The sequence below is a fragment of the Gardnerella rara genome (assembly GCF_055452355.1).
Map to the genome: position 1 here is coordinate 285115 of NZ_JBVBJP010000003.1, position 26607 is coordinate 311721.

Here is a 26607-nt window from a genome sequence, read left to right on the forward strand (position 1 = left end):
TTGTCGCTAATCGCGTCCAGCGGCTGCTCGCGATTTGCGCACGTGCCAAATCACCCTCAAATCGCCCTCAAATAATTCTCAATCACATTGGCTGGTTTCCATGATGCTTCCCCGTTCTAGAAACACGTTTTTTGCTCCTTAAAATCTTCAAAGAATTAGCAATAACATCTCTTGTTTGCTCCGGATCTATCATTGCGTCAATCTGGCCAGTTTCCAGCGAAAGATTCGCGTTTACAGTGGTATTTTCGTAATTCTCAACAAGCTGTTTTCTTAAAGCGTCAACATCTTGACCACGCTCTTTTGCTTTTTGCAAATCCTTGCGATGAATAATGTTCACGGCTCCTTGAGCGCCCAAAACCGCTATCTGGCTGGTAGGCCAAGCGTAGTTAAAGTCTGCGCCCATAGACTTGGAGCCCATTACAATGTATGCTCCACCAAAAGCCTTGCGTAAAATCACGGTAACAAGCGGAACTTGCGCGTTTGCGTATGCGTAAATCACTTTTGCGCCTCTGCGAATAATTCCAGCGTGCTCCTGGTCCGATCCTGGCTTGTATCCAGGAGTGTCTACAAGAGTTACAACAGGAAGATTAAACGCGTCGCACAATCGCACAAATCGCGCTACTTTTTCGGAAGAATTAACGTCTAAAATTCCGGCATTGACTTTAGGCTGATTTGCCACTATTCCAACGGGATGCCCGTCTATGCAAGCAAAACCAACCACCGCGGATGCCGCGTAAAGCTCTTGAACTTGCACAAATTCGCCATAATCTACGATTGCGCGAATAACGTCTAAAACGTCGTACGGCTGGCGATCATTGCTCGGAACAATAGTGGCAAGCTGCTTAGCGGTTTCTCTGTCTGCGCGAGTGGCAGCATAGGCAAATGCTGGCGGATTTTGATTGCAATTCTGCGGCAAATAGGCAAGAATCGTGCGCGCGTAGTCAATGGCGTCCGCCTCGTCTTCGCCCAAGTAGTGAGCAACGCCCGAAGTGGAGTTATGCACATATCCACCGCCTAAATCGTCCATGCTAATCGACTCGCCCGTGGCTGCCTTAACAACATCTGGGCCAGTTACAAACATGTTGGAGTGTTCGCGAGTCATGATTATAAAATCCGTAAGAGCAGGGCAATAAACTGCGCCGCCTGCACACGGGCCTAAAATCAAGGAAATTTGCGGAATTAAACCGCTTGCTTCACAAGTTTTTTTGAAGATTCTGCCATATTGCGTAAGCGCGTTAACGCCTTCTTGAATGCGAGCGCCACCCGAGTCGATTAGCGCAACAACAGGAACTGCAAGCTGCAACGCCATGTCTAGAAGATGGCAAATTTTCTGGCCTTCAGCGCTACCGAGCGTGCCGCCACGAACGGAAAAATCCTGAGCATACACGGCCACTTTTTTGCCGTACACTTCGCCAAAGCCTGTGATTACAGCACATCCTGCAACATCGTTATTTATATCTCCGCCATTAAAACGGCCGATTTCTTCAAACGTTCCCGTATCAAAAAGCAAATCCAAGCGCTCTCTGGCAGTGGATTTTCCCTTTGCATGCTGGCGTTCTAAAGCATTCTGCTCGGCGTCTCTAGCAAGGCGAGCTGCGTGTTCTACGGCTGCTTTTCCGCGCTGAGGCTGCATATTTTGTGTAGACTGCGTAGTCTGAATATCTTTATTAACTTGCATATCATCTCTATTAACATCTTTTGCAACTTGTGTAGCATCTTTAGCAAGCGCACTCATTTTGCACTACCGCCTTTAGTCACATCAATTGTTACAAGCTTTTCGCCTGCTTCTACACCATCTCCAGGCCCTACAAAAATGCCCGTAACCACGCCTGCTGCAGGTGCGTAAACGTAGTTTTCCATTTTCATAGATTCAAGAACAGCAAGCAGATCGCCTTTGGCTACGCTCTGACCTTCCGCAACGTTTACGCGCGTAATCACGGCTTGCATTGGAGCAGAGATCACGCCAGGAGCGTCCTTTGGCGTTTCCGACTTGTGAGTATCTCCTCTTAAGCCTCGACCTCTAAGAGGCTGCGATGCGCGAACTGTGCTTCTAACTCGTGCAGAGCCAGTAAGATTGTCTACAATATCTTGCGGAATCGTAAGTTTTACGCGCTTATTGTCTACTTCTATTACAAAAGACTCCATTTTAGTTGGCTTATTTTGCGCGTCTTCACCAGACTTATTGGAATCCAAAGAAGCAGGCTGCCCGCCATTTGCCGCTGCAGCAGTGCGGTTCAAATACTTGCGTTCAAGCCATTTTGTAGAAATATCAAAATCGCAATCTTGAGCTGTAAAATCAGGATCGTTAAAAATCTGCTCAAAAAGCTTGGCAGGAGTAGGCACTCCCTCAATGCAAAGCTCCTTAAGCGCGCGTCTTACACGAGCAATTGCCGCATCGCGATTTTGCGCCGTAACAATAAGCTTGCCCATCATGGAATCAAATTTTGGAGACACGCTATCTCCAACTTCTACGCCAGAATCCACACGGATTCCAGGACCAGATGGCCACTCTATTTTTGTTAGCGTGCCTGCACTAGGCGTAAGATTTGTGGCCGGGTCTTCCGAAGTGATTCTAAGCTCAAAGCTATGCCCGCGCGAAGGGTGATTTTGCGTAAGCTCACCGCCGTCAGCAATCGTAAGCTGCTCGCGCACAAGATCTAGTCCGCTAACTTCCTCACTAACTGTGTGCTCCACTTGCAATCGTGGATTCACTTCCAAGAAGTAAACTTTGTGTTGAGAAGTCACCATATATTCGCACGTGCCCAAACCAACGTAGTCAACAGCTTCAAATAGGTTACGAGAATATCGGTGAAGCTGCGCGTTCTCGTCATCGGTAAGGAATGGCGCTGGTGCTTCCTCAACCAACTTTTGGTTTCGGCGCTGCACCGAGCAATCGCGCGTGGAATATATGGTGAAGTTTCCATGCGAATCGCGGCCAACCTGCGTTTCCACATGCCTGGCCTTGTCTATAAAACGCTCAATAAAGTACTCGTCAAGGTCGCCGCCTTGCAAAGCGTCGTGGTTCATGTAGAATCCGCGAAGCTCATCATCGTTGTGAACAACGGTTATTCCGCGGCCTCCGCCGCCATCTGTACGCTTCATCATAACTGGATAGCCGTGTGTTTGCGCAAAAGTCAGCAATTCTCGAATGTCTTTTACAGGCTCCGAAATTCCTGGAACGGGCGGCACTTTAGCGCGAGTTGCCACGCGCCGCGCGGTTATTTTATCCCCCAAATCAATAAGTGCTTCTGGCTTAGGTCCAATCCACACAGCACCCGCATCAATCACCTTCTGCGCAAAACTCGCTACTTCCGATAAAAATCCGTAGCCTGGGTGTACAGCATCCGCTCCGCTTTTATGCAAAATATCTATAATCGCATCTTCGTTTAAATAAGTGTCTCTGTACGTGTCTCCAGAAAGCGCGTACGCTTCGCTTGCCATCTCAACATACTGTGCCTGACGGTCGGATGCCGCATAAATAGCTACAGTTGAGATTCCCATTTCTTGAGCAGTGCGAATCACTCTAAGCGCGATTTCGCCGCGATTTGCCACAAGTATTTTTTTGATATTCGTAACCATACGTTACAAGTTATAGGAAATTTAGCTTATAGTATCCGTAAATTTGAACAAAACATTATGCGATTTTTTGTAAACTTCTCCAACGCGCAGCGCCCGATTTTTGTCTAATGTTTGATTCAGCAACGAAAAACAATACGAAAGAAGGATATCGTGGCTAATTTTGAATCTAACTCTAGCGCAAACTCTAGCGCAGTTGCATCTAAGGCTTTTGACGCTACGCGCTTAGCTGTTCCATTTGCTAAGGCGTTTTTGTTTGCCGTGCTTATTAGCGCTGCCACTATGGCTGGCGCATTGCCAATTCCTGGAACTCCTGTTCCTGTAACTTTGCAAACTTTGGTTTTGGCTTTAGCAGGTCTTACTTTGACATGGCGCCAGGCCGTTAGCTCTGTTCTTATGTACCTTGCGATTGGCGCTGCTGGAATGCCAGTGTTTGCAGGCGGAAAGAGTGGCGTTGTGGCTTTTGCAGGCCCTAGCGTTGGATTCCTTGTTGGATTCGTATTCGGCGTGGCTGCGATTGCGCTTGTAAAGTCTGCGCTAGAAGGTGTTGTTAATGCCGCAATGCCAGAGGATTCTGTTACTAAGAAATTTGCACGATTTGGCGCATATTTTGCAGCATCCGTTGTTGGTTCGCTTGTGATTTACGCATTTGGATTTGTAGGTCAATCGCTTATGATGCACCTGCCTGTGTGGGCAATCGCCGTGGCTTCTACTGGCTTTATTGTGGGCGATATTATTAAGGCTGCAATCGCTAGCGCTGCTTGCGCAGGATTGTATGGCGCGTTTAAGCACAACGCGTGATTGTGAAGCGTGATTATGCGTGATTATGCGTGATTAATCGCAAGCGTAACGCGCTAACTATTTTAAGGCCGCAGTCTCGTCGCCGCGGTCTTTTTTGTATAAAAAGCAAGATTACTTTCCCGCGTTTGTTTCTTTTCCCCCGCGTTTGTTTACATTTCGGCCAATTTTGGAAACAAACACGGGCACATTCCCCCACGTTTGTTTCTTTTCCCCCACGTTTGTTTACATTTCGGCCAATTCGGGAAACAAACACGGGCACATTCCCCCTCGTTTGTTTCTTTTCCCCCACGTTTGTTTACATTTCGGCCAATTCGGGAAACAAACTCGGGAAAGTCGTTCGCGCGCTACGCTCTAAGCTCGAAGGCAGGTTGGCGCGCCTGCGAGGAGAGAAATACTCAAACCTCGCGCAATACCAAGGAAGGAGCGCGCTCCGACCTGCCTTGTAGTGCGATTGTTTCAAACACTAAGCGCGCATACGTCGCCCGTATGCACAATCACAGACTCTCCCGAGTCTTTAAAAATCGAAAGCGAAGCATCATCATTAATGCTCTGCGCAACGCCTTTAACATATTCGCTGCTATTTAACTCGCTATTAACGTCTGGCGCATATACGCTAACTTTGCGCCCAAGAGTCCAGCAAACTGCGCTAACTTCCTTACGCAAGCATAATGCACTTTGCGCAGGATTTTGCACAAAACTCGCTAGTCTATTGTTTAGATTTTGCGCCAAACGCTTAGCAATAATATCCCTTAATTCCATAGCGTCTGGAAGATTTTCGTAATGCATTTGTAAAGATGTTGCCTGCTCAATTGGAAGCGACTCTTTAGACACATTAAGATTAAGGCCGATTCCAAAAATCACACCAACATTTTGTTGTAAAGACTCATTGCCTGCAAACGCAACCACTTCGGTTAGGATTCCGCCCTCTTTGCAATCGCCAATAAAAATGTCATTCGGCCATTTAAGCATTATTTCTTTGCAGGATTCGCTGGCTTCTGCGACCTTTCGCGCGCCAACTTCTTTAAGTGATTCAATCAACGCATCTCTAGCACAAAGCCCAGCAATCATAGGCAGCCAGCCGTTGTATTTGGAATCCATAACAACGCTTTTGGGTAAAACAGACGCATAAGACGCTATAAAACTCTGCCCTGGCTTGCTAACCCACTTGCGACCAAGACGGCCGCGGCCAGCACTTTGATTGTTTGCAATAACCGCGCAAATAAGCGGGCTTGCGCTTAGTGAGCTTTTAAAGTTATGGTCAAGAAGCTCTTTGCGTGCAACGTTTTGCGTAGAATCAACAGAATCCAAAAAGATAAAGTTCATTGAAAATCAATCGCTTAAACGGCAGGACTAAACCTGTTAAACAACTGTTAAACCTGTTAAACAACTGTTAAGCAGTTTAATCAGACAATAGGCTCTACCTGGTTAAAGCCAAGCTCCACAGGAGTTTCGCGACCAAAGATAGAAACAAGAACCGTAAGCTTTTGCGTTGTAGGATCCACGTCGGAGACGACCGCAGCCATAGTTGCAAATGGACCATCGGTAACTGTAACCTGATCGCCAACCTTGTAAGCAACTTCCACCTTGCGCTTACGAGCAGCCGCTGGCTTATCTCCAGCCTTCTTCAACGCCTCAGACGCAATCATAGGAGCCATCATATCAATAACTTCCTTGCGGCTAAGCGGCGCTGGCTCCTTAGATGGGCCAACAAAACCAGTAACGCCTTCGGTCTCGCGCACAATGCGGCGAGCATTCTCGTCTGGCCACATGCGAATCAAAACATAGCCTGGAACGCGCACGCGGGTAATAACCTTCTTGCCCTTGTCTGTGTGCTTTTCCACCTCTTCCATTGGCACTTCAATCTGGAAAATCTTATCTTCCAGGCCAAAGCTTTGAACGCGAGACTCAACGTTAGTTTTAACGCGCTTCTCGTAGCCAGAGTAGGTGTGAAGAACGTACCACTTGCCTTCTAGGGTTCGCAAAGTCTTGGAAAACTCAGCAACTGCTGCGGCGCCAGCATCTGCAGGATCTGCATCGCTAGCAACATCGGCATCGCTAGCAGCATCGGCGCTATTTTCCGCTGGCAAATCGCCAGCAGCCGTAGATTCAGACTGCTCAGGCGCATCTGCAGCAACGGAAGCTGCATCTAAATCAGCAAAATTATCTACAGACTCAACATCTTCGAGATTCAACTCGTCAGTCATATTTGCACACCCTCAAAATTCGTCGAAATCAGCCAAACAGCCACATAACGGACTTGCCTAAACCGAAGTCCATAACAGTGACAAAAACCATCAAGAAAATAACAAAAATAAACACGGAAGCAGACCAAGCAAACAGCTCTTTGCCGTGTGGAGCTACGACTTTGCGAGTCTCGTCAATGGTTTGCCTAATGAACATGCCAATACGCATGAACAAATTTGGCTTCTTCTCTTTTGCCTTGGCCATGCTTGAATCCTTCGTTTGAAAATTGTTAACAATAAAACTGGCAGGGACGGCGGGACTCGAACCCACAACCTACGGTTTTGGAGACCGTTGCGCTACCAATTGCGCCACATCCCTAGGTGAACTTGCTAATCATACCTTAAAAAGGTTGATTTGGCAAAACCGCCAAACATTCATGTTAGCGGAAGGGCAAGATTTAGGGATTTTATTGCGATTAGCGAGTGTCGCTAAATGCTCGGAAGCTTGCGATTTTTAAAACGCGCTGCCGCTTTCAATCCACTTCTTCATGCGACTCATGCCCTCGGCAAGCTGGCTATCTGCCAAAGCGCACGAGAATCGCAAGTAACCAGGCGCACCAAAAGCCTCGCCAGGAACAGCAGCAACATGCGCTTCGTCAAGAAGCATTTGCGCAAGCACAGACGATGTTTCTGGAATCTTAGAATCCTTGCCCAGCGGGCGATTAAGAAGCGCCTCAACGTTTGCAAACGCGTAAAAAGCGCCGTGCGGAAGAGGGCAAGTTACGCCTTCCATGCTATTTAACGCTTGCACAATCGCCTTGCGACGAGCATCGAAGGAATCACGCATTTTAGTAACAACGTCTAGGGATCCGCCAACCGCTGCAAGAGCTGCGCGCTGCGAAATGTTAGAAACGTTAGAAGTCATGTGACTTTGAAGCTTAATCGCGGCTTTTGCGGCCTCAAGCGGCGCAACCATCCAGCCAACTCGCCAACCTGGCATTGCGTACGTTTTTGCAACGCCGTTCAAAACAAGCAGCTGGTTTCGCACTTCTGGCACCTCTACGCCAATGTACGAAGTTTTTACGCCGTCGTAATGCAAATGCTCGTAGATTTCGTCGGAAAGCACCCAAATATGGTGTTTTACAGCCCATTCGCCAATCGCGCGAATCGTTTGCGCGCTCCAAATAGCGCCCGTTGGATTAGAAGGCGAAGTTACAATAATCGCACGCGTGCGCGGGGTGCGAGCAGCCTCAATCGCCTCAATATCTGGCTCAAAACCGCGATCCGCGCCAGCCATAACCGCCACTGGCACGCCGCCTGCAAGTTTTACTGCCTCTGGGTAGCTTGTCCAATATGGCGCTGGAATAATAACTTCGTCGCCGTCGTTTAGCAAAATCTGGCATGCTTCGTAAACAGCTTGCTTGCCGCCGTTTGTTACAACAACTTGATCCGCGCAAACATCGTAGCCAGAATCGCGCTTAACTTTGCGCGCAATCGCATCGCGCAGCTCTGGAAGGCCAGCCGTAGCTGTGTACTTGTAGTTTTTTGGGTCTTTGCATGCGTCGGCGGCGGCCTCAACAACGTATAGCGGAGTTGGAAAATCAGGCTCGCCCGCACCGAAGCTAATAACGTCGATTCCTGCGGCTTTCATCGCTTTTGCCTTGCCGTCTACTGCAAGCGTTGCACTTGGAGCAACTTTGTTAATGCGATTGCTCATGGAGTGCCATTGAGAGTTAGGTGTGCTTTCTGCGATTTGCGACGCGCCTTCTGCGCTATTTACTGCCATATTTGCTGCGATATTTTCTGCCATACTCTACAGTTTAGCCATTACACGTTATTTCCCGATTTTGTTTACGCTTCAACCAGCGTGGCTTCCTATTTGGTGTTGTAGGAGGGCTGGGTGTTTCTGCGTTCGCACGGATTAGCCGCGCGAGCGATTTACCGAAAATGTTGCTTAAAACGGCGTGTCGAGCTACAAAATCGGGAAGATTTTCCCGAAAATGTAGCTCAAAACAGCAAAATCAACAACAAAATCGGGAAAACCTCACGCAACACCAAATAGGAAAGCGCAAATCGCAGCAATCGCTATAAGAGCACAAGGTTATCGCGATGCACCACAGGATGCGCGTATTGCCGCCCCAAAGTGGCCTCCAAACCGTCCGTTGTAAGCCCCATTATTTGCGGAATCTCGTCTGAATCAAATGCAACTAGTCCTTTTGCCAAGTGGTTACCCTGCTCGTCGTCAATCCACACTGGGTCGCTTGCAGAAAAATCGCCAGAAACACCTACGATTCCAGCCGCCAGAAGGCTCGCTCGCCCCGCACAAATGGCCGCAGCAGCGCCTGCGTCAACAATAATCGCCCCGCGCGGATTAGACGCAAACCCAATCCAAAGTCTTCTAGAAGAAGCACGCGAATTTACTGGCGCAAATACGGTTCCAACGGCTTGCGCCGCCAGAGCGCCCGCAGCGTTGCTTGCACACGTTAAAAGCGTTGGAATGCCAGAAACCGCGGCAATATGCGCCGCCTCCATCTTGGTTACCATTCCGCCTGTGCCAACGCCAGATCCGCTTTCGCCAACTTTAACTTCGTCTAGCACTCTTGTAACATCTGGAACAAAGCTGATTCGCTTAGCGCCTGGCTCACTAGGCGGAGCTGTGTAAAGCGCGTCCACGTCGGTTAAAAGCACCAGCGCATCTGCTCGCACAATGTTTGCAACAAGCGCCGCAAGCCTATCGTTATCTCCAAAACGTATTTCGTTGCTAGACAAAGCATCGTTTTCGTTTACAATTGGCACAACGCCTAATTCCAACAGCCTAAGCATTGTGCGCTGAGCATTGCGGTAGCGCGAAGGACTTATAGTAACGTCTGCCGTTAGAAGCATTTGCCCAACTTTTAGACCATATTTTGCAAAAGCCTGCTCGTATTGCGCCATAAGCAGCCCTTGGCCAACCGAAGCCGTAGCCTGCTGAGTTGGAACGTCTTTTGGCCTGGAATCAAAGCCCAAAAGCCCAAATCCTGCTGCGATTGCACCAGAAGACACAAGCACAACATGCGCGCCGTTGATTTGCGCGCGACTAATGGCATCTACTAGCGAGCGCAGCTTTTGCACATCTAAATGGCCTGTTGGCGCGGTTAGCGAACTAGACCCAACCTTTACAACTATTGTGTGCGCATTGCTAATTGAACGCCGAACCCCGTTTTCGGTAGGATCAATTGCTTTACTAATCATTATTAATCAATTACTCTCCACGCCCAAATAGGCTCTGTTCGTCGTGCTTGTCGTCGTCTATAGAAGGATCCGCCCAATGCCCTTGCTTGCGTTCCGCCATCATAGCGTCTCGCACGGCACTCTTTGCGTCCATCATTGTGTGATAGTCACGGCGGCGCTCCGCATTCGTGCGCCTTGCGCCACGCGGGTCATTTGCCTCAAGTCGCAAGTCTTTTCCGCGCGCACCAAGGCTTGCGCCATCCAAACCTTCCGCACCTGCTGCAATGCTTGGATCCCAGTCAAAGCAAACCATGCGATTTCCGCGGCCAATCCTAATCTCGTCTCCAGGGCGAGCGCCCTTCTTGCGTAACTCGTCTTCCACACCAAGCTTCGCCAAACGATCCGCCAAATAGCCCACTGCCTCGTCATTGTCGAAGTTTGTTTGCACAACCCAACGCTCTGGCTTAGTGCCAGTAATCGTAAACCAAAAGTCGCCATTTTTATCTTCTTCGCGCTCGATTGTAAAATCGCTAGCGCTTCCACGGCCATCATCTCTGCGGCGTCTTAATGCTGGCTGCTCAAGCGGCTGAATAACAACGCGTTCTTCTTCGCGCGCGGCCTCTTGCTCGGCAAGCTTTTCGCGCATACTAGACACCATCTTTCCAAGCGCAAAACCAAGCTCTTTTAAGCCTTCGTGAGATGCGGTAGAAATCTCAAAAACTGGCAAGCCCATTTTTTCAAAGTCGCCGCGCACAAATTCTGCCAGCTCTTTTGCTTCTGGAACATCAATCTTGTTGAGCACAATAATTCTCGGACGCTCTGGAATCGGAATTGCCCCAAGTGGCAAATCAAGCTTATTTGCATATTGCGAAAGCTCGTATTCCAAAGCCTTATAATCGCTGATTGGGTCGCGATTTGGCTCCAGTGTTGCACAGTCGATTACATGGGCAATTATTTCCGTGCGCTCAATGTGACGCAAAAACTCTAGGCCAAGCCCTTTTCCTTCGGAAGCTCCTGGAATCAACCCTGGCACGTCTGCGATTGTGTAGCGGTATTCACCAAAGCTGACTACACCAAGATTTGGGACAAGCGTTGTAAACGGATAATCTGCGATTTTTGGCTTTGCAGCACTGATTGAAGCTACCAGACTTGACTTTCCTGCAGATGGGAATCCAACTAGTGCCACGTCTGCGATTGACTTTAGCTCTAGGATTACGTCTCGCTCTTCGCCAGGCTCGCCAAGCAGCGCAAATCCTGGAGCACGTCGCACCTTGTTTGCAAGAGCGGCGTTTCCAAGACCACCAGCGCCTCCTGCGGCGACTACGAACGTGTCTCCTACGTGCTGCAAATCTGCCAAAACGTTGCCTGGCTTTTTCTGCGCGCCTGCAGCGCCCTTTGCCTCAAAAACCACGGTTCCAACTGGAACTGGCAGTATAAGATCTTCTCCCTTGGAGCCGTCTTTTGTATCTCCCAAGCCCATTGTGCCGTTCTGCGCCACGCGATGCGGCATAAATCGGTAGTCGAGCAAGCTATTTGCATTACGATCGGCTACAAATATAACGCTTCCGCCATTGCCGCCATTGCCGCCATTTGGCCCTGCAAGTGGCTTATATTTTTCTCTGCGCACGCCTGCGGATCCGTTGCCGCCGTCGCCGCCTTTAACGTGTACCGTTACTCGATCTACAAAATCGCTCATAACTTTACCTTACTTGATGCTCAATACTCGGGCACATTCCCCCGCGTTTGTACGTGATTTAGGCCAAATTTGGTACAAACACCGTCAATCTTTTCCGCATTTTGTACGTAATTTAGGCCAAATTTGGTACAAACACCGTCAATCTTTTCCGCATTTTGTACGTGATTTAGGCCAAATTTGGTACAAAAAGCGGAAAACACTTACGCACTTTGTAGCTCAAAACACCAAAATCAACAACAAAAAGCGTCAATACTCACCAGATTTACGAAAACAAAAAAGCCGCACCGAACGGGGTGCGGCTAGAAGATTAATCGGTCACTCAGGCGGTAACTACGTCAACAACCTTGCGATCGCGACGAATACCAAACTTCACATTGCCGTCTACCAAAGCATACAGCGTGTGATCCTTGCCCAAAGCAACGTTCTGTCCTGCGTGGAACTTGGTGCCGCGCTGGCGAACAATAATGTTTCCAGCCACAACAGCTTCGCCGCCGAACTTCTTAACGCCAAGATATTGCGCCTGTGAATCGCGACCGTTGCGCGAGCTGGACGCACCCTTCTTATGTGCCATCTTGCTGTCCTTTCAGGTTTATAACACCGTCAATCAGGCGATGGCCGTGATCTTGACGAGAGTCAACTTCTGACGATGACCCTTGCGGCGAGCCACGCCAGTCTTGTTCTTATACTTCATAATGCTAATCTTTGGACCCTTAGCTTCGTCGTTAAGAACTTCTGCCTTAACTGTGATCTTTGCAAGATCCTTAGCGCTTAAGGTCACCTTAGCACCGTCAACAACGAGCGCGACCGGGAATTCCACGGTATCGCCCTTCTTTGCATCGAGACGGTTAACGAGGATGGCGTCTCCAACCTCAACCTTCTCTTGATGGCCACCGGCCTTCACAATCGCGTACATAATTCGTTCCTTGCTCAATTGAAAGCTTTACTTTTGCCTCGCGCGCAGCATTGAACCTGCGGCAAGACACCGACTATCAAAAATACACCGACCCCTGTACTAACGTCAAGGGCTAATTTATAAAGCCGAGTTAAACAGTAGAAACCATTGTACTCGAGCCTTATACTTTGGGGCGTTTTTAGTTTTCGGATTCTTCGCTTTCTTCTTGTGATTCGTCTGTTGTTTCTTGCGATTCGCCCGTTTCTTGCGATTCGCTTTCTGCTGGAGAATCGGAGGTTTCTAACTCTTCGCTTGCTTCTTGCGATTCGCTCGTCACTTCCTGCAACTCCTCGGTTGCTGGCGATTCTTCCTCGGTCTCATCTATCGAAAAGTCGCTAGTCTCGTCCTTATCGTCCTTGCCGCTATCCAAGCTCTTACGCAAAGATTCCTCAAAGAACGCAGAAGACGCCGCCGCAGCCGCAATCTTAGCCAACTTAGCGCGAACATCTGCACTAGACTCCTGCTTAGTCGTAGGAATTGGATCCGCAAGGCTTCCATGGCCGTGCTTATTGGTCTTAATAAACGGATCTCCGCCCTTAAGCGCGTACGGATCGGCGTATTCCGAAGACACAGTTGGCTCGTCGTGAAGAATAAACCCGCGGCCCTTGCAAGTTGGGCATTCTTCCGAAAACGCCTCAACCAAGCCCTGCCCAACACGCTTACGCGTCATTTGTACAAGACCAAGAGAGGTAACTTCCGCAACCTGATGCTTTGTGCGGTCTCGCGCAAGACACTCAACAAGCCTGCGCAAAACAAGATCGCGGTTTGCTGGCATAACCATGTCTACGTAATCGATCATAACCATGCCACCAATATCGCGAAGTCGCAGCTGGCGCGCAATCTCTTCGGAAGCTTCCAAATTACAACGAGTTACAGTCTCTTCCAGCGACTTTCCACGGCCAATAAAACGACCCGTGTTCACGTCAATTGTGGTCATTGCCTCCGTACGATCAATAACAATCGACCCGCCCGCAGGAAGATAAACCTGGCGTTCCATGCCCTTTCTAAGCTGGCTGTCGATTTGCCATTTATCGAACACGTCTTTGCCCTCATGCTCGGCAGGATCCCAGTATTCAATCTTGCTTCGCAAATCTGGAGCCATCATCTCCAAGTATTCGCAAATACGGTCGTACGCACCCTGGCCTTCCACAATCATCTTTTGGAAGTCGTCGTTAAAAATGTCTCGAACAACGCGAATCGCAACGTCTGGCTCGCCTTGCAGCAGCTTTGGACGCTTTCCGTGCAAAAATTCCTGGCGCTTTGCTTCTATGCGATCCCACTGCTTTACAAGCGACTCAAGGTCCTTTTCGATTGCTTCTTCGCTAGCGCCATCAGCGGCCGTGCGAATAATTACGCCCATGTCTTTAGGCGCGATTTTACTAACGATTGCGCGAAGGCGGCTGCGCTCGCGGTCGGATAGCTTGCGACTTACGCCCGTCATTGCTCCAGACGGCACCAACACAAGGAACCTACCAGCAAGAGTTACTTGCGAAGTTAATCGCGCACCCTTATGGCCTATAGGATCCTTTGTAACCTGCACAAGAACAGGGTCTCCCGCCTTAAAAGCAAGCTCCATTCTGCGCGGCTGGCCTTCTAGCCTGGTTGCATCCCAGTTGACTTCGCCAGCGTAAAGCACACCGTTTCTAGCTTGACCAATGTCTACGAACGCAGCCTCCATGCTTGGCAAAACATTTTGCACGCGGCCAAGGTAGATATTTCCAACGGTTGCAACTTCTTGAATGTCGGAAACGTAATGCTCAACAAGAATGTTGTCTTCTATTACGGAGATTTGCGTGTGACGATCGCGCTCGCGAACAACCATAAGTCGGTCAACGTTTTCACGCCTTGCCAAAAAGTCTTGCTCCATCAACAAGTTTTGACGGTTGCGCTCCCTGCGATTATCGCGGCGACGCTGCTTTTTGGCTTCAAGCCTTGTGGATCCTTCAATATCCGTGATTTCGTCAATATACTGCTGTTTTCTAGACCTGCGACTTTGCGAATCTGTTTCTACTGTATCAAAACGCGATTGATCACTCTGGCTAGAATCGTCGGCAGACTTGGACCTACGACGGCGACGCCTACGCGTGTAAATCCCTTCGTCTTGCGATTGCAATTCTTCTGGGTCTGGAATCAAATTGCGGTCTTCTTGAGAAACCTCAATCTCGTCCACATCATATTTGCTTATGCCTGAATCGAAGGAATCGGAAGAATCTTCGGAATCGTTGGAATTATTGGCATTATCTGCGCGGCTGGATCTATCAGCCCTATCAGCCCTATCGACTCTAGAAGAACGCCTACGACGGCGACGCCTTGTTACAACGCCGTCCTCATCGTCTTGCAAATCCGATTCTTTTGCATAGTCTTCATCCAAATCCGCATTATCATTGCGATTGCTGCCAGAATCGTTGCTAAAGCCATCTTCAAAATCAACATTAAAATCGCTGCTAAAATCGCCCTCATCAAGCCTTCTGGAAGCTTTGCCAGCCTTGCGATTTTCGATTGGCGCGTAGGTTATATCGTCGTACTCAAGGTCTTCTTCGATTTGCTCAACCTCGGCAGCAGCCCTGCGCTCGGCGGCGTTAAGTCTACGATTTTTGCGCGTTTTACGAGAGTTTTGACTGGCGTAATCACTGCGGTCACTGCGGTCACTATCACTTGCCTGCAACTCATCTTTAGCAACGCTTCCATCTCGCTCAATTCGCGCGTTTTTATCATCGCGATTTGCCCTGGAGCGCACTCGAATCAGCTGAGTATCGTCATCTTGCAAATCGTAATTCTCATCAAACGATTCGCGGGTAACTTTGCCTTTTGCAGAAGACTTGCTGGATCGAGTTTTGCGCGATTTTCTAGAAGAACGATTGCTATCTTCGCTAAAATCGTCCTTATTTTCTAGATTATCGCTAAAGTCGGAGCCGCTGCCAGACAGCTTACGACCATTGCGCGAATCGCAAATGCTGCGCTTGCTTTCACTTTGACTACGCGAATCGCGACTGCTGTTTGAACCTTCGTAGCTTGAATCTAAATCGCTGCTAGACGCAGAATGCGCACGCTGCGGCAAAACTGGCTCTTGGAATAGAAGCGATGTTATTGGACGTATATGCGATTGAGACTGTGACTGAGACTGTGCAGAAGAATTATCCGCTGAAGTAGCCGAATCTGCACGCGAATCCACACGCGAGACCGCCGAATCTGCACGAGAATCCTCATTATCTCCGCCTTCAACGTGCAACTTCATCGATTCGCCAGCAGCACCAGCAACCCTAACAACACGCCTTCCAGAACGCCTGCGCCTGATTACTGTAGCAGAATTTTGGCCGTTCGAAGAAGCATCTCCCGAAACAACATTAACAACGCCGCCCACTCGAGCAGACGCAGCATTAGCAGACGCAGCATTAGCGGCAGCAGCATTATTGTCAGCGGCGCCATCAAAAGCACTAGAATTTACGCTAACATTTTCATTTTCTTTTTTATTATCATCTGCTTCAGATACGTTGAAGCTTTCTCGCGTTACTCTGGGCACAATGCTCCTAGCGAAACGCTGCAATCGTCTCGCGCTCTTAGCCTGGAATAAGCACGCTTATGCGAGCCACCCCTCGGGCTGTTAATAAAGTCTAGCTGCGCGACAGCGGACACCTGCCTCGATTAAAACCATGCGCTAAATCGCGCGAGGGGATCGACGCCGTCGAACGCTTTGGTGGCTTGCAGCGCCACCGTTCTCTAGTATGCCATATTGCAACGTCAAATAACATGCGCTCACGCAAGGCGATTCACACATTACCCCATTTGCAAAAATCAGCGCTAAAATCGTTTGCATGGGTTTAATCAGCGCTATGCAAGGCTTTTGCGTAATTGGCATCGTTATTGCCGCTGGCTATGTAACCGCGCGTCTTCGCATCGGCGGATCGCAAGCACAAATGGTGCTTAACCGCGTAAGCTTCTTTGTTTCTAGTCCGTGTTTAATGTTTGCAATCCTTGCAAAAGAGCCAATTTTTGAGATTTTCCACTCGTCAATTTTTGTTGCGTTTTTATCCGCAATGATTGTTGGCGCCGCATTTGTTCTGCTTAATCGCATGTTTTTCCACCTTCCTGCGGCGGATTGCACAATTGGCGCGCTTAACTCGCTTTATCTAAACTCAAACAACATTGGCTTGCCTGTGGCCACTTATATTCTTGGAAATCCCGCGCTAGTTGCTCCGATTTTAGTTATGCAGCAGGCCGTTTTTACACCTGTTGGCTTAACGGTTCTAGACATTACAACTACTGGCAAATGCTCGCTCAAGCGCATTGCTCAGCAGCCACTTAAGCAGCCACTTTTGATAGGATCTCTTGGAGGGATTATTATTTCGGCAATTTCCGCAAAAGTTGGATATTTCCCTGTGCCTAATTTTCTTTATGACCCGATTAAAATGATTGGCGATTCCGCGGTTCCTATGATTTTAATGGCGTTTGGAATGTCGCTATATGGCAGCAAGCCGCTACAAAAGGATTCTAATCGCGCTGCGATTGCGACGGTTGCGATTCTTAAAAATCTGATTATGCCAATTGTTGCGTTTTTGCTGGCTTATTTTGTTATGGATTTTCGAGGTGCTACGCTCTACGCATGCGTTGTGCTGGCGGCACTTCCGACTGGCCAAAACGTATACAATTACGCCGCGCGGTACAACGTTGGATTGAGTTTTGCGCGCGACGGAATCCTGTTTTCTACCGTCACCAGCCCGATTTTCATTGCGCTAATCGCAGCAGTTTTAGGGTGATTAATTCACGCGCAATCGTAGAACTTTGCAATCGCAAGACTTTTCAATCATCGTGCTTGCTGAGCAAGAAGCAGTTTGCACGCTTCTCGAACAACATCACCAACCTTCACACCTTGCTTATCAGCAGAAGCTTTTAGAGCCTCCGCATCTTCAGCAGATATGCGGAAAGTTATAGGCAGCATAGCTTCTTTATAAATAGGCGGCCTGCCAAGCGGCTTTTTAATATGCAAATTACCAGCTTTTCCATGATATATGCCTTTTTCAGCATCATTTTCCCACTTATCAAGCATTTCATCGGTAACGTCAACGCCACCTTCACCGCGAAAATTAGCCATAATCACTCCTAATATCTCTTAACTATATCCTACTTATCTTCTACCAAAAATTTGTCTAATTTCTTCTTGGCTAAATCCCATTTCAGCAAGAAACTTTTTAGTTGCAGGCGCTACATGAAAAATAATCCATTCCCCATCTTCACCTTTATACGCAATAAGTTCCGTAATAACACCTCGAGAATCCCAAGCAAGTGAAAGCATCTGACTGGGCTCATATTCACCCTGTCTGGGAAGCTCTCTACATGATGAGTTCCACATATTTATTACTTCAGTTTCATCGAGCCAGGGTCTTTTACGAATGACTCTAGGATGTACTAAAACCTTCATAAATATTATCTCCCACTCCTAATATTTCGTATACGAAATGTTATCACATTGTGCTAGAGATTATCAAAATATGGCTAATCGAACTAATAAAAGCATGCATCAGCGCATAAATATAATTCTAAAAAAGCAAGAGGATTTCCCGAAAATGTTGCTCAAAACCGCAAAATTAGCTACAAAAAGCGTAAATGTCGTTCGCGCGGTCTAAGTGAAAAGGCAGGTCGTCGCACAGCTACCTTTGCGATGCTAGCGAATCGAGGCGAGCGCGGAAAGACGGCCAATCCGTGCGCATTGCCGTAAGCAGCTTTAGCTTCGGCACATCATCAATCGGCACCCACTTTATTTCCATACTCTCGTCGTCGTGCGCGCACGGATTCACACAATGCCCTGGCTTTTCAAACGCAAAAACCGTTGTATAACGCCAATTTCCGTGATTCTCGCAATACGCACCAACAACATCAATGTCTTGAGACGTTATGTTCGCTTCTTCAAACGACTCGCGCAGCGCGCCTTCAATCGCAGTTTCGCCATCAGATATTGCGCCGCCAGGAATCCCCCACGTGCCGCCTTCCGCGCTCCAAAGCGCGCGATGCTGCATAACAACGTGGGTCACGCGCCCAGTGGCCTCGTCTCGCCTAGCAAGCAGCACGCCAGCCGCGCCATTATGCCCCCAATGCTTGCGCCCGCAATCGCACATCACCCATCCATCCCCTGGCTGATGCACATTTTCTTTAGGCACTTCTTCGGAAGCTGGATCGTCTTTAATCGCCTCGCCCTCTAGCTTGCGACTATTCCACAAATCTGGCCAATCGTACCCAAGCTCGCCAACCATCTGCCTTAGCAGCGGCAAGCTGATTCCAAGAACTCCATGCGGATCGCCCTGAATTCCCTCAATAAACGCCCCGCCAAAGCCTTCTAACGTAAAGGATCCTGCCACTTCCAGCGGCTCGCCAGTTTCTACGTACGCACTGATTTCCGCATCGCTCATATGCGCAAAAGTCACGTTTGCGCGACTCACCTTGCACACGGTTTTGCCACTTTTTGCGTCGATTAAGCAATGGCCAGTAAACAATTCTCCAGTTTTTCCGCTCATTTGCTTGATTCGCTCAAATGCCACTTCAGGAGTATGCGGCTTTCCGTAACATTCGCCGTCTAGTAAAAACATGGAGTCGCAGCCAACAATAAGCACGCTGTTGCAATCTTTACAAGATTCATTCATATGCGCAAAATCGTGAATATCAAAAGTCTTAGTAGGCACTTTTACGCCAGAAAAATCGCGAGTTTGCGCGGTATCTACGTTATGCGTTACGTCTGATTGCGAATCACTTGCTAAAGCGTTACTACCAGTTGCAGAAGATTCAGATTCAGAAGATTCAGATTCAGCATTCTCAGACTCATCCTCAGCCTCAGCAGCCTCCGCTTCCAAAGGATACCCCACAACCAAATCTCCACTAGCACTCGCCGCAGCATTCGCCACAAGCTTCCACGACTCATACACCGCAAAAGCCTTTGCTCGCGCCAAAATCGAAACGCGCTCCTCGGCGCTCATCTGCTCAACGCTAATACCTCGCGCATTTGCAGCATTACGCAAAGCCGCTGGCTCATCCACCTCACTCACGTGAATCACAGGAATCACGCCTGCAGCAGCCAGCACCGCTCTTCTTGCAGGAGACTGAGAAGCCAAAATCAATGAAACTTTCATATTCCCTCTTTTTGCAACTTCACTTACAACTTCACACAAATTATTCGCGAGTTATTGCAACGCCAATAGAATCAACATGCACGTGCAAAATTTTCCAATCGCAGCCAACTAAAAGCGGTTTTGCAATTTTTTCTATTTCTGCAGCCACAGTTTTCTTGCTTATATTAGTAGCGTTATTACCCTCTTCGGAAGCTTGCGATTTTTCCTCGTAAAACACCGCTGCGCAAGATCCAGCTCCCGAAATCGCAGCCGCAAACCCATTGTCTCGCAAAGCTTTTACCAAATCCCAAGTTGGTTGCATAAGGCTTGCTCGGTACGGCTGGTGAATAGCGTCTTGAGTAGCTGTAAAAAGCAAATCGTTTCTAGAAAGAGTGGATTTTACGCAAGAATCGGCAGAATCACAAAAATCGGCAGAATCGCAAGCACCACCAAAATCGGCAAAATCACCAAACGCAATCGGCAATAAGCAAGCGCGCGAAACGTTAAACACGGCATCTGCATACGGCACTTTTTCTGGCAGCGCTTGGCGAGCCATTTGCGTTGAAAGAGTAAAGTTTGGCACAAAAATCGTTGCACGAATTTGCTTAGAAACGACGTATCGAACAGTGTGGAACTCATCGCCATTCTTCCAACTGGTCGTTAATCCGCCAAAAACCGCTGGAGCAACGTTGTCTGGGTGACCTTCAATAGCCGCCGCAAGCTCAAAAATCGCCTGCCTGTTAAGATCCCCACTATGCGCAAAAGCCCAAGCCGCCGCCACACCTGCAACGATTGCACTGGCGGAAGACCCCATTCCTCGCGCCTGCGGAATGCGATTATGCGCTTTTAGAGTAAATCGCAAATGCGGCAAACCAAACGCTTCGCACGCCTTGCGGAACGCGCGAACAACAAGATGAGTCTCGTCTTTTGGCAAGGTATTTTCACCTTCGCCGCTAATAATCACGCGAACATCTTGCAAATCATCAAGCGAATCATCAAGCGTAAAAACTAGCGAATCCGCATAATCAAGCGCAATTCCTGCAACGTCAAATCCAGACCCAAGATTTGCGCTGGTTGCTGGCACGCAAACTGACACACTGTTGCATACTGGTTTCATTTTGCACCTTTTCCACTCGAGCAGCCTACTCAATTACTCAACTACTCAATTACTCAATAATTCGCAATGCAAGAGGCTTTGCACACACAGCATCCACCTTTTGCAAATCCGCAATAATCGCGCGCAAATCCGCCTCGCTGCAATCTTTTACAAGCACGCGCAAATCGCCAGGGCCGCCGATTCCGCAAGCTGGGCAATCACCTTCGCCATCGTATTGAGTTTGGCAAAGCATAGGCAATCGTTCCGCGTTTACTCCATGCGCCTCAAACACATCCATCACTTCGCCGCAAAGCGCAAGCGAGGTATCTTCCATGCTGCATCGTACAACAAAATCCGCACGAATCGATTGCGTGGAAGCCAAAGACTTAGCGTTATACATTGGCACGCTAGCATCGTTGCAACCGCGCGCTATGTTTCTAGCGGCTCCAACAATATCTCCAACCACCGCGCTTGCTGTTGGTGCACCGCCCGCGCCGCGGCCGTAGAACATAAGATCGCCCGCCGCTTGCGCCTTAACAAAAACGGCGTTAAAGCTGCCATGAACGGAAGCCAGAGGATGCTCTTTGCTAACCAACGCTGGGTAAACACTTGCGCTCACTGCGCCACGCGTGTCGCTTGCAACCGCCGCAAGCAGCTTAATCACGCGATTTTCAGTACCAGCCGCAGCAATATCTGTTGCCGTAATCGCGCTAATTCCTTCAACGCTAACGTCATCAATGCTTACTGGCATCTGGAACGCAAGAGTTGCCAAAATCGCAGCCTTATTTGCTGCATCAAATCCTTCAACGTCTCCCGTAGGGTCCGCCTCCGCGTACCCCTTTTCTTGAGCTGCGCGCAAAGCCGAGTCAAAATCAAGCCCGCGAACCGTCATCTCGTCAAGAATGTAGTTTGTAGTTCCGTTTACAATTCCAAAAATTTGCGTGATTTTGTCGCCTACAAGCGACTCTCTAAGCGGACGCAAAATTGGGATTGCGCCTGCAACAGACGCCTCAAAGCTTAAATCCACTCCGTTTTTTTGTGCGCACTCGTAGAGTTCTGGTCCAAACTTTGCAAGCAACGCCTTGTTTGCGGTTACAACCGATTTTCCGCATTCTAACGCGGTTTTTACAAATGTGTGCGCTGGCTCCAAGCCGCCAATTAACTCAACAATTATGTCTATATCTTCGCGTTCGCAAATCGCCCCCGCGTCTGCGCTTAAAAGATCTTTGGCAATCCAAGGCGCGTCCACATCTTCGGGATGCAAGCACGCAACTGCCGCAAGCTCTAGCGGAGCGCCGATTCGCGCCGATAAGTCCGCGTTTTCTTCCACTATTAAACGCGCTGTTTGCGATCCTACTGTTCCGGCGCCTAAAAGACCCACACGGATTGGATCTGCGGCAAAGCAATCGTCATTTGCACATTGAGCACTTTCTAAATTGTTTTGGTCTAACATAAACGCCTCCTAACTTAAATCAATATTCAATTAAATAAATTCAACCTACACAAATAAATTCAATTTACGCTAACAGATTCAGCCTACACAAACAGCATAAGCAAATTCAGCAAAACGGACGCAATCAAGAATCCCATAACTCCAACAGTTCCGTAAAGCGCTTTTGTTCCAGCGCTCCCGCGAATCTCCAGCGGCGAATCGTAGAACTCAAGATACCTCTTGCGTCGCGCAAGTAGCACAATTCCAAACACAAACATAACAATCATAAACATTGCATAAAGGCCTATAAACATAAAGCCAGGAGCCAAATCCGCAATCTCTTGCGTGTTCAAGTTTTCAACCTTAATAAGATCTCCGTTTGAATCCATCATGTTGTTTGAAATCCACAACGCTATAACGCTTCCCTGGAAGTTTACAATCATGTGCAAAAATACGCTGTACCTAAGCTGCGACGTGCGAACGTACATGTATCCAAACACAAGGCCAAGTCCAAAAGCGTAGAAGAATTGGAACATGTTCATGTGGAAAAGCGCAAACGCCAACGCGGAGAACACAATCGCGCGCTTTTCGCCATACACGCGCAACCTGTCTATAATCTGCTTTCTAAACAGCCATTCTTCCACAACTGGCGCCAAAAATACCACAAAAAGCAGCGTTTCCCACACGTTTCCGCCTGCTACAATGTCTGCAATCCTGTTCTCGGCTTTTCCGCCAGAAATAAGCGCAGAAGCAACAAGTCCAATGTAGTTTCCTGCATACATTATTGGCACACTAACGGCAAAGAATCCGCCAAATTGACGCAAAGACATAGTAAACTTGCGAGTTTCTATTGCTGGAGTGCGTCTTAGAACAAGCATTGCAAGCGGCAAGGCTATTAAGTATTGCGCAACGTCCGAAGAAACAAAGGAGCTTAGCGAAGGACTTAAAACACCTTTTGGAACAAACAAGCCAATCAACTCGCCAATTAAAAGCGTTGCAAGAATCCACGTAAATAGGAACACGCACAGCGACACTCCTACAGCTCCTTGACGTCTGCGCGCAATCGTGTACGCGTCTGGCTGCTGTTTGTTTGCAAGATTACGCTGTTTACGCATTTTTACCTCCGTCTAATCTAAAATAACGCCTTCAATAAGTTTTGTGATTAAATCGCTATAGCTTATTCCAGTTGCTTCCCAAGCCTTTGGATACATGGAAATTGGCGTAAATCCAGGCATTGTGTTGATTTCGTTAAGGATTACGCGGCCATCTTTAGTAACGAAAGAATCCACGCGACTTAGCCCTCTGCCATCTGCTGCTTTAAATGCTGCGAGCGCCGTTTTGCGCACGCGTTGCAAAGTCTCTTCTGGCAAATCTGCTGGCACTTCCACGTGAGAAGCTGCGGAATCCATGTATTTGCTGTCAAAATCGTAGAACTGGTCTTCGCCAGCTTGGCGCTTGTCGAGCACAACTTCTCCAGGCCAGCTGGCTTTTGGCTCTTCGCCGTCGCGAGCTGCAAGAACCGCGCACTCAATCTCGCGCGCATCAATTCCCTGCTCTACCAACACTCGCCAATCGTGCTTTGAAGCCTCAAAAACGGCTTGCGCCAAGGCCTTAGCGTCGCGCGATTCAACTTTTGTAACTCCAAAACTAGACCCTGCTCGGCTTGGCTTTACAAAAAGCGGATACTCTAGTTTTGCAGCCTCAACTTGCTCAAGAATTTCGTTTGCGTACGAGCCGAAGCGATTTTCCGCGTCACTTTCAAACTTGCGAGCGTCCAGTGCGATTCCTGGAGCAACAGCAATTCCAGCTGCCTTAAAAAGCTGCTTTGCATAATACTTATCCATGCATGCGGCAGATGCCAAAACTCCGCAACCAACATACGGGACTTGCATCATTTCTAGCAAGCCTTGCAAAGTGCCGTCTTCGCCGTTTGGCCCGTGAAGAACTGGAAAGACTGCGTCAATATGCCCTAGGCTTGTAAGCGTGCCATCCGCCTCTCGCACCAAAAATCCGTCTGCGCCCTTTGCTGGGTCTAGCACAACATCGCGCGTTTGCGCGGTTTTTGTGATTACTGGCAGCTCGCCTTGCTCCATGCGGAAGTTACGCGGATCTTCGCCGCCAACAATCCACTCGCCTTGCTTTGTGATTGCAATGCGTACAATCTCAAATCGACTTTCGTCTACAGCACTTAGCACGCCAGCGGCAGATATGCAAGAAATCGAATGCTCATCTGCTTTACCACCATACAAAAACACTACGCGCTTTTTCGTCATTTTTTTCCTCTATATATTTTGAATTATTTTATCTATCTTAGATTATTTTAGTTATTTTGGATTATCTTGGATTATTATTTTTGCTTACGATTAACGCGACCACGACTAACGCACTTACGATTTGCATGCTTACGATTTACGCGCGGCTTTCGCAATTGCTACTTTCGCGCTTCACTACTCCTCGCAAACATCGTTATCAAAAAGCATTGAAAGCATCTCTTGGCACGAGATTCCTTCTTCTAACACGCGAGCCATTGCACTTGCAAGCGGAGTTGCAACTCCCAAACGCTTGCCCATTGCTACAACCGCGCTAGTAGTTGGCACGCCTTCCGCAACACCATTGCTCACAGCTGTTGCTTCTTCAACGCTCATGCCTTTACCAAGATTTGATCCAAAAGTGTAATTTCGGCTTAGAGGAGACCCACAAGTTGCCACTAAATCTCCAAAGCCTGCAAGCCCTGCAAAAGTGCGAGAATCTGCGCCTTCCGCAACGCCCAACGCTGTCAATTCTGCGAGTCCACGAGTTTCAATCATAGCCGCTGTATTTTCGCCGTAACCCGCGCCTCGAGCCATGCCAACTGCGAGCGCAACCACGTTTTTAAGCGATCCACACATTTCTACGCCAATCACATCGGTGGAAACAAAGGCCTTAAAGTAACTGTTTGAGCAAGCCTTAGCCACCACTTTGGCGTTTGCGCGATTCTCGCATGCCACAACCGCTGCGGCTGGCTGCCTTAGTGCCACTTCTTTGCTTAAGTTTGGCCCCGATAGCGCTGCAAAACGGTTACGCGGTAAGTTCAAAGCCTCGCACACAACTTCGTCCATGCGCTTTCCAGTTGTGCGCTCAATGCCCTTCATAAGCGAAACAACAATCGCATTTTGCGCAATCTTGCCCACAAATTCTTCGAGTGCAACGCGCGCAAACTGTGCTGCAATTGCCACAACTACAATGTCTGCGTTTGCTACAGCTTCTGCTCTATCCCCAGTTGCTGTCATATTTTCTGGCAAACGCTCTACGATTGGCAGCCTCACTTCGTTGCGGTGATTATCTCGAATGCCTTCAACAATTTGCGGCTCTATAGCCCACATCGTCACTTGATTTCCCGCGTCTGCAAGCACCTGCCCAAACGCGGTTCCCCAAGCTCCAGCACCCAACACCGTAACGTTCATGTTTACGCCTAGCCTTTCGATTGTGAGTTTAAACTACTTTGGTAACAAGCCATTCTGTAGCGATTTTCAACTCATAGTCAACTTACAGTCAACTTATAGTCAACTTATAATCACACTATTACACAATTCTACACAGTGCGCTTTACGGGCATTTTGTGAAGACTTTATTAATGATTTGCTAATGATTTTGCAAACGCTTTAATAACGATTTACAACTTAGCAAAACGCGCATTTAGTGCGATTATTCTTCCACTCGCTTCATAAGCTTGTAATCGAAGTATCCAGCTGGCGATTTTTCGCCGCGAATCTCTTCCATAATTTCCGTCATGCGCACGCGCACACGACGAGCCAGCTCGGCAGCAGATTCCATAGGCGGCAAATCACCCCACTGCTCCATATCTTTTAGAAGATCCGAATAGTCAAGTTGCGCATCGTAGCACATTACAACGTTCTTCTTTGGCCACGGCCACCAATGATTTATGCTTGCAGCACCCCATGTAACAGCGCAAAATAGCGGAATTTGATGCCCCAGCCTGCGCGATGCTTCGAGCGCAATAACTCCGATTCCTGGCTTCATGCTCATAGGCCATTTTTGCGGGTCGCGCGTAACTGTTCCTTCTGGCCATACGCTAAGCGGCCTGCCGTTTGTTAGGATTTTAATCGATTCTTCTTCGATTTCGCGCGCTTTTCCGCTTCTGCGAGGCACTGGCTGCATGCCAACAAGCTGGAACCATTTTCCTAAGATTGGCCAAGTTGCAAGCTCTGCTTTTGCCATGTAACGCGGACGGCGGCCTTGGTGGAATAGAGACGTCATTGGCACAAAAACGTCGAACATTGTAACGTGCGTGCAAGCGGTTATAAACACGCCTTCTTCTGGCACGTTTTCCAATCCCCATGCGCGCACTTTACAACGAGATCTAAGCACTCTAGACGTTCCTTCGAGCAGGCGCTCAGTTGCTTTTGGATTTTGCGCGTTGATTTCTGCCGTATTTGGCGTACGCGCGCCCGTTGGATAGTAATAAGTAGGATCAACTAACTTGTGTGCTCGCGCTAAGCGTTCTACTTGCTCATCGCTGAGCGGCTTAACTGCGCTTCTAGGCGAAGGTTTTCCTTTAGATACCATA

Annotated in this window: 22 protein-coding genes and 1 tRNA gene; 2 read left to right on the plus strand and 21 right to left on the minus strand. The window is 48.5% G+C overall.

Going from position 1 to position 26607, the window contains the following annotated elements; all coding sequences use genetic code 11:
* Positions 1-82 precede the first annotated feature (82 nt).
* Both ACZ0NX_RS04250 and ACZ0NX_RS04255 read right to left on the minus strand, forming a co-directional pair.
* Entirely contained in the window at positions 83-1735 is a 1653-nt protein-coding gene (locus ACZ0NX_RS04250) for an acyl-CoA carboxylase subunit beta (protein WP_464405713.1), read from the minus strand.
* Complete coding sequence (locus ACZ0NX_RS04255) at positions 1732-3579, minus strand: ATP-binding protein (protein WP_060786579.1); 1848 nt, start codon at positions 3577-3579, stop codon at positions 1732-1734. Before ACZ0NX_RS04255 ends, ACZ0NX_RS04250 begins: the two co-directional genes overlap by 4 nt.
* Positions 3580-3729: 150 nt before the next feature.
* Here ACZ0NX_RS04255 and ACZ0NX_RS04260 point away from each other — a divergent pair, with 150 nt between their 5' ends.
* Positions 3730-4377 carry a biotin transporter BioY gene (locus ACZ0NX_RS04260; RefSeq protein ID WP_464405715.1) on the plus strand — a complete coding sequence of 216 codons (648 nt, stop codon included), beginning with the start codon at positions 3730-3732 and terminating at the stop codon, positions 4375-4377.
* A gap of 456 nt (positions 4378-4833) precedes the next feature.
* On the opposite strand, the gene ACZ0NX_RS04265 is transcribed toward ACZ0NX_RS04260, so the two are convergent.
* From ACZ0NX_RS04265 to ACZ0NX_RS04310, 10 genes are all read right to left on the minus strand, one after another.
* Positions 4834-5700: a biotin--[acetyl-CoA-carboxylase] ligase gene (locus ACZ0NX_RS04265; RefSeq protein WP_464405717.1), complete on the minus strand. Its 867-nt coding sequence runs from the start codon at positions 5698-5700 to the stop codon at positions 4834-4836.
* Positions 5701-5780: 80 nt separating this feature from the next.
* A complete protein-coding gene (gene nusG, locus ACZ0NX_RS04270) occupies positions 5781-6581 on the minus strand; it encodes a transcription termination/antitermination protein NusG (protein ID WP_060786582.1) in 801 nt (266 codons plus the stop codon).
* A gap of 28 nt (positions 6582-6609) precedes the next feature.
* Complete coding sequence (gene secE / locus ACZ0NX_RS04275) at positions 6610-6825, minus strand: preprotein translocase subunit SecE (RefSeq protein WP_060786583.1); 216 nt, start codon at positions 6823-6825, stop codon at positions 6610-6612.
* Positions 6826-6863: 38 nt separating this feature from the next.
* Positions 6864-6939, minus strand: a tRNA-Trp gene (locus ACZ0NX_RS04280).
* A 135-nt stretch (positions 6940-7074) separates the two neighbouring features.
* Positions 7075-8370, minus strand: a complete 1296-nt coding sequence (locus tag ACZ0NX_RS04285; RefSeq protein ID WP_415689325.1) for a pyridoxal phosphate-dependent aminotransferase — start codon at positions 8368-8370, stop codon at positions 7075-7077.
* A gap of 275 nt (positions 8371-8645) precedes the next feature.
* Positions 8646-9791, minus strand: coding sequence for a glutamate 5-kinase (gene proB / locus ACZ0NX_RS04290; RefSeq protein WP_464405720.1), 1146 nt, complete (start codon positions 9789-9791; stop codon positions 8646-8648).
* Positions 9792-9801: 10 nt separating this feature from the next.
* Positions 9802-11466, minus strand: a complete 1665-nt coding sequence (obgE, locus tag ACZ0NX_RS04295; RefSeq protein ID WP_464405722.1) for a GTPase ObgE — start codon at positions 11464-11466, stop codon at positions 9802-9804.
* A gap of 319 nt (positions 11467-11785) precedes the next feature.
* Positions 11786-12037: a 50S ribosomal protein L27 gene (rpmA, locus tag ACZ0NX_RS04300; RefSeq protein WP_004106248.1), complete on the minus strand. Its 252-nt coding sequence runs from the start codon at positions 12035-12037 to the stop codon at positions 11786-11788.
* Positions 12038-12070: 33 nt separating this feature from the next.
* Positions 12071-12379 (minus strand): 50S ribosomal protein L21, encoded by a 309-nt coding sequence (gene rplU / locus ACZ0NX_RS04305; RefSeq protein WP_004111933.1) that lies wholly within the window; start codon positions 12377-12379, stop codon positions 12071-12073.
* Between the two features lie 178 nt (positions 12380-12557).
* On the minus strand, positions 12558-15938 hold the full coding sequence (locus ACZ0NX_RS04310) for an Rne/Rng family ribonuclease (protein WP_464405724.1): 3381 nt from the start codon (positions 15936-15938) through the stop codon (positions 12558-12560).
* A 292-nt stretch (positions 15939-16230) separates the two neighbouring features.
* On the opposite strand from ACZ0NX_RS04310, the gene ACZ0NX_RS04315 reads away from it, so the two are divergent.
* A complete protein-coding gene (locus ACZ0NX_RS04315; RefSeq protein ID WP_464405726.1) occupies positions 16231-17172 on the plus strand; it encodes an AEC family transporter in 942 nt (313 codons plus the stop codon).
* A 47-nt stretch (positions 17173-17219) separates the two neighbouring features.
* Here the strand turns inward: ACZ0NX_RS04315 and ACZ0NX_RS04320 are convergent, their stop codons facing one another.
* The 9 genes from ACZ0NX_RS04320 to ACZ0NX_RS04360 form a co-directional block, all read right to left on the minus strand.
* Positions 17220-17507: a toxin-antitoxin system antitoxin subunit gene (locus ACZ0NX_RS04320; RefSeq protein ID WP_464405727.1), complete on the minus strand. Its 288-nt coding sequence runs from the start codon at positions 17505-17507 to the stop codon at positions 17220-17222.
* A gap of 33 nt (positions 17508-17540) precedes the next feature.
* Complete coding sequence (locus tag ACZ0NX_RS04325) at positions 17541-17834, minus strand: hypothetical protein (RefSeq protein WP_016636160.1); 294 nt, start codon at positions 17832-17834, stop codon at positions 17541-17543.
* Between the two features lie 229 nt (positions 17835-18063).
* Positions 18064-19533: a Maf family nucleotide pyrophosphatase gene (locus ACZ0NX_RS04330; protein ID WP_464405729.1), complete on the minus strand. Its 1470-nt coding sequence runs from the start codon at positions 19531-19533 to the stop codon at positions 18064-18066.
* Between the two features lie 40 nt (positions 19534-19573).
* Positions 19574-20629: a homoserine kinase gene (thrB, locus tag ACZ0NX_RS04335; protein WP_464405731.1), complete on the minus strand. Its 1056-nt coding sequence runs from the start codon at positions 20627-20629 to the stop codon at positions 19574-19576.
* Between the two features lie 49 nt (positions 20630-20678).
* Complete coding sequence (locus tag ACZ0NX_RS04340; protein WP_464405732.1) at positions 20679-22061, minus strand: homoserine dehydrogenase; 1383 nt, start codon at positions 22059-22061, stop codon at positions 20679-20681.
* 83 nt (positions 22062-22144) lie between these two features.
* The gene (locus tag ACZ0NX_RS04345) at positions 22145-23155 is read right to left on the minus strand and encodes a CPBP family intramembrane glutamic endopeptidase (RefSeq protein WP_415695817.1); all 1011 of its coding nucleotides are present in this window, start codon (positions 23153-23155) and stop codon (positions 22145-22147) included.
* A 12-nt stretch (positions 23156-23167) separates the two neighbouring features.
* On the minus strand, positions 23168-24313 hold the full coding sequence (locus ACZ0NX_RS04350; RefSeq protein WP_060786591.1) for a D-alanine--D-alanine ligase family protein: 1146 nt from the start codon (positions 24311-24313) through the stop codon (positions 23168-23170).
* Positions 24314-24487: 174 nt separating this feature from the next.
* Positions 24488-25483, minus strand: a complete 996-nt coding sequence (locus ACZ0NX_RS04355) for an NAD(P)H-dependent glycerol-3-phosphate dehydrogenase (RefSeq protein WP_464405735.1) — start codon at positions 25481-25483, stop codon at positions 24488-24490.
* 241 nt (positions 25484-25724) lie between these two features.
* A complete protein-coding gene (locus tag ACZ0NX_RS04360; RefSeq protein WP_415689304.1) occupies positions 25725-26606 on the minus strand; it encodes a lysophospholipid acyltransferase family protein in 882 nt (293 codons plus the stop codon).
* Position 26607: the final 1 nt, after the last annotated feature.

What these genes read in the sequence shown, in the direction of transcription:
- proB (WP_464405720.1), bottom strand. Translation starts at nt 9,791, where the DNA reads ATGATTAGTAAAGCAATTGATCCTACCGAAAACGGGGTTCGGCGTTCA.
- ACZ0NX_RS04340 (WP_464405732.1), bottom strand. Translation starts at nt 22,061, where the DNA reads ATGTTAGACCAAAACAATTTAGAAAGTGCTCAATGTGCAAATGACGAT.
- ACZ0NX_RS04265 (WP_464405717.1), bottom strand. Translation starts at nt 5,700, where the DNA reads ATGAACTTTATCTTTTTGGATTCTGTTGATTCTACGCAAAACGTTGCA.
- obgE (WP_464405722.1), bottom strand. Translation starts at nt 11,466, where the DNA reads ATGAGCGATTTTGTAGATCGAGTAACGGTACACGTTAAAGGCGGCGAC.
- ACZ0NX_RS04255 (WP_060786579.1), bottom strand. Translation starts at nt 3,579, where the DNA reads ATGGTTACGAATATCAAAAAAATACTTGTGGCAAATCGCGGCGAAATC.
- ACZ0NX_RS04355 (WP_464405735.1), bottom strand. Translation starts at nt 25,483, where the DNA reads ATGAACGTTACGGTGTTGGGTGCTGGAGCTTGGGGAACCGCGTTTGGG.
- ACZ0NX_RS04325 (WP_016636160.1), bottom strand. Translation starts at nt 17,834, where the DNA reads ATGAAGGTTTTAGTACATCCTAGAGTCATTCGTAAAAGACCCTGGCTC.
- ACZ0NX_RS04250 (WP_464405713.1), bottom strand. Translation starts at nt 1,735, where the DNA reads ATGAGTGCGCTTGCTAAAGATGCTACACAAGTTGCAAAAGATGTTAAT.
- ACZ0NX_RS04330 (WP_464405729.1), bottom strand. Translation starts at nt 19,533, where the DNA reads ATGAAAGTTTCATTGATTTTGGCTTCTCAGTCTCCTGCAAGAAGAGCG.
- ACZ0NX_RS04360 (WP_415689304.1), bottom strand. Translation starts at nt 26,606, where the DNA reads ATGGTATCTAAAGGAAAACCTTCGCCTAGAAGCGCAGTTAAGCCGCTC.
- thrB (WP_464405731.1), bottom strand. Translation starts at nt 20,629, where the DNA reads ATGAAACCAGTATGCAACAGTGTGTCAGTTTGCGTGCCAGCAACCAGC.
- rplU (WP_004111933.1), bottom strand. Translation starts at nt 12,379, where the DNA reads ATGTACGCGATTGTGAAGGCCGGTGGCCATCAAGAGAAGGTTGAGGTT.
- ACZ0NX_RS04345 (WP_415695817.1), bottom strand. Translation starts at nt 23,155, where the DNA reads ATGCGTAAACAGCGTAATCTTGCAAACAAACAGCAGCCAGACGCGTAC.
- ACZ0NX_RS04350 (WP_060786591.1), bottom strand. Translation starts at nt 24,313, where the DNA reads ATGACGAAAAAGCGCGTAGTGTTTTTGTATGGTGGTAAAGCAGATGAG.
- nusG (WP_060786582.1), bottom strand. Translation starts at nt 6,581, where the DNA reads ATGACTGACGAGTTGAATCTCGAAGATGTTGAGTCTGTAGATAATTTT.
- ACZ0NX_RS04315 (WP_464405726.1), top strand. Translation starts at nt 16,231, where the DNA reads ATGGGTTTAATCAGCGCTATGCAAGGCTTTTGCGTAATTGGCATCGTT.
- rpmA (WP_004106248.1), bottom strand. Translation starts at nt 12,037, where the DNA reads ATGGCACATAAGAAGGGTGCGTCCAGCTCGCGCAACGGTCGCGATTCA.
- ACZ0NX_RS04285 (WP_415689325.1), bottom strand. Translation starts at nt 8,370, where the DNA reads ATGGCAGAAAATATCGCAGCAAATATGGCAGTAAATAGCGCAGAAGGC.
- secE (WP_060786583.1), bottom strand. Translation starts at nt 6,825, where the DNA reads ATGGCCAAGGCAAAAGAGAAGAAGCCAAATTTGTTCATGCGTATTGGC.
- ACZ0NX_RS04320 (WP_464405727.1), bottom strand. Translation starts at nt 17,507, where the DNA reads ATGGCTAATTTTCGCGGTGAAGGTGGCGTTGACGTTACCGATGAAATG.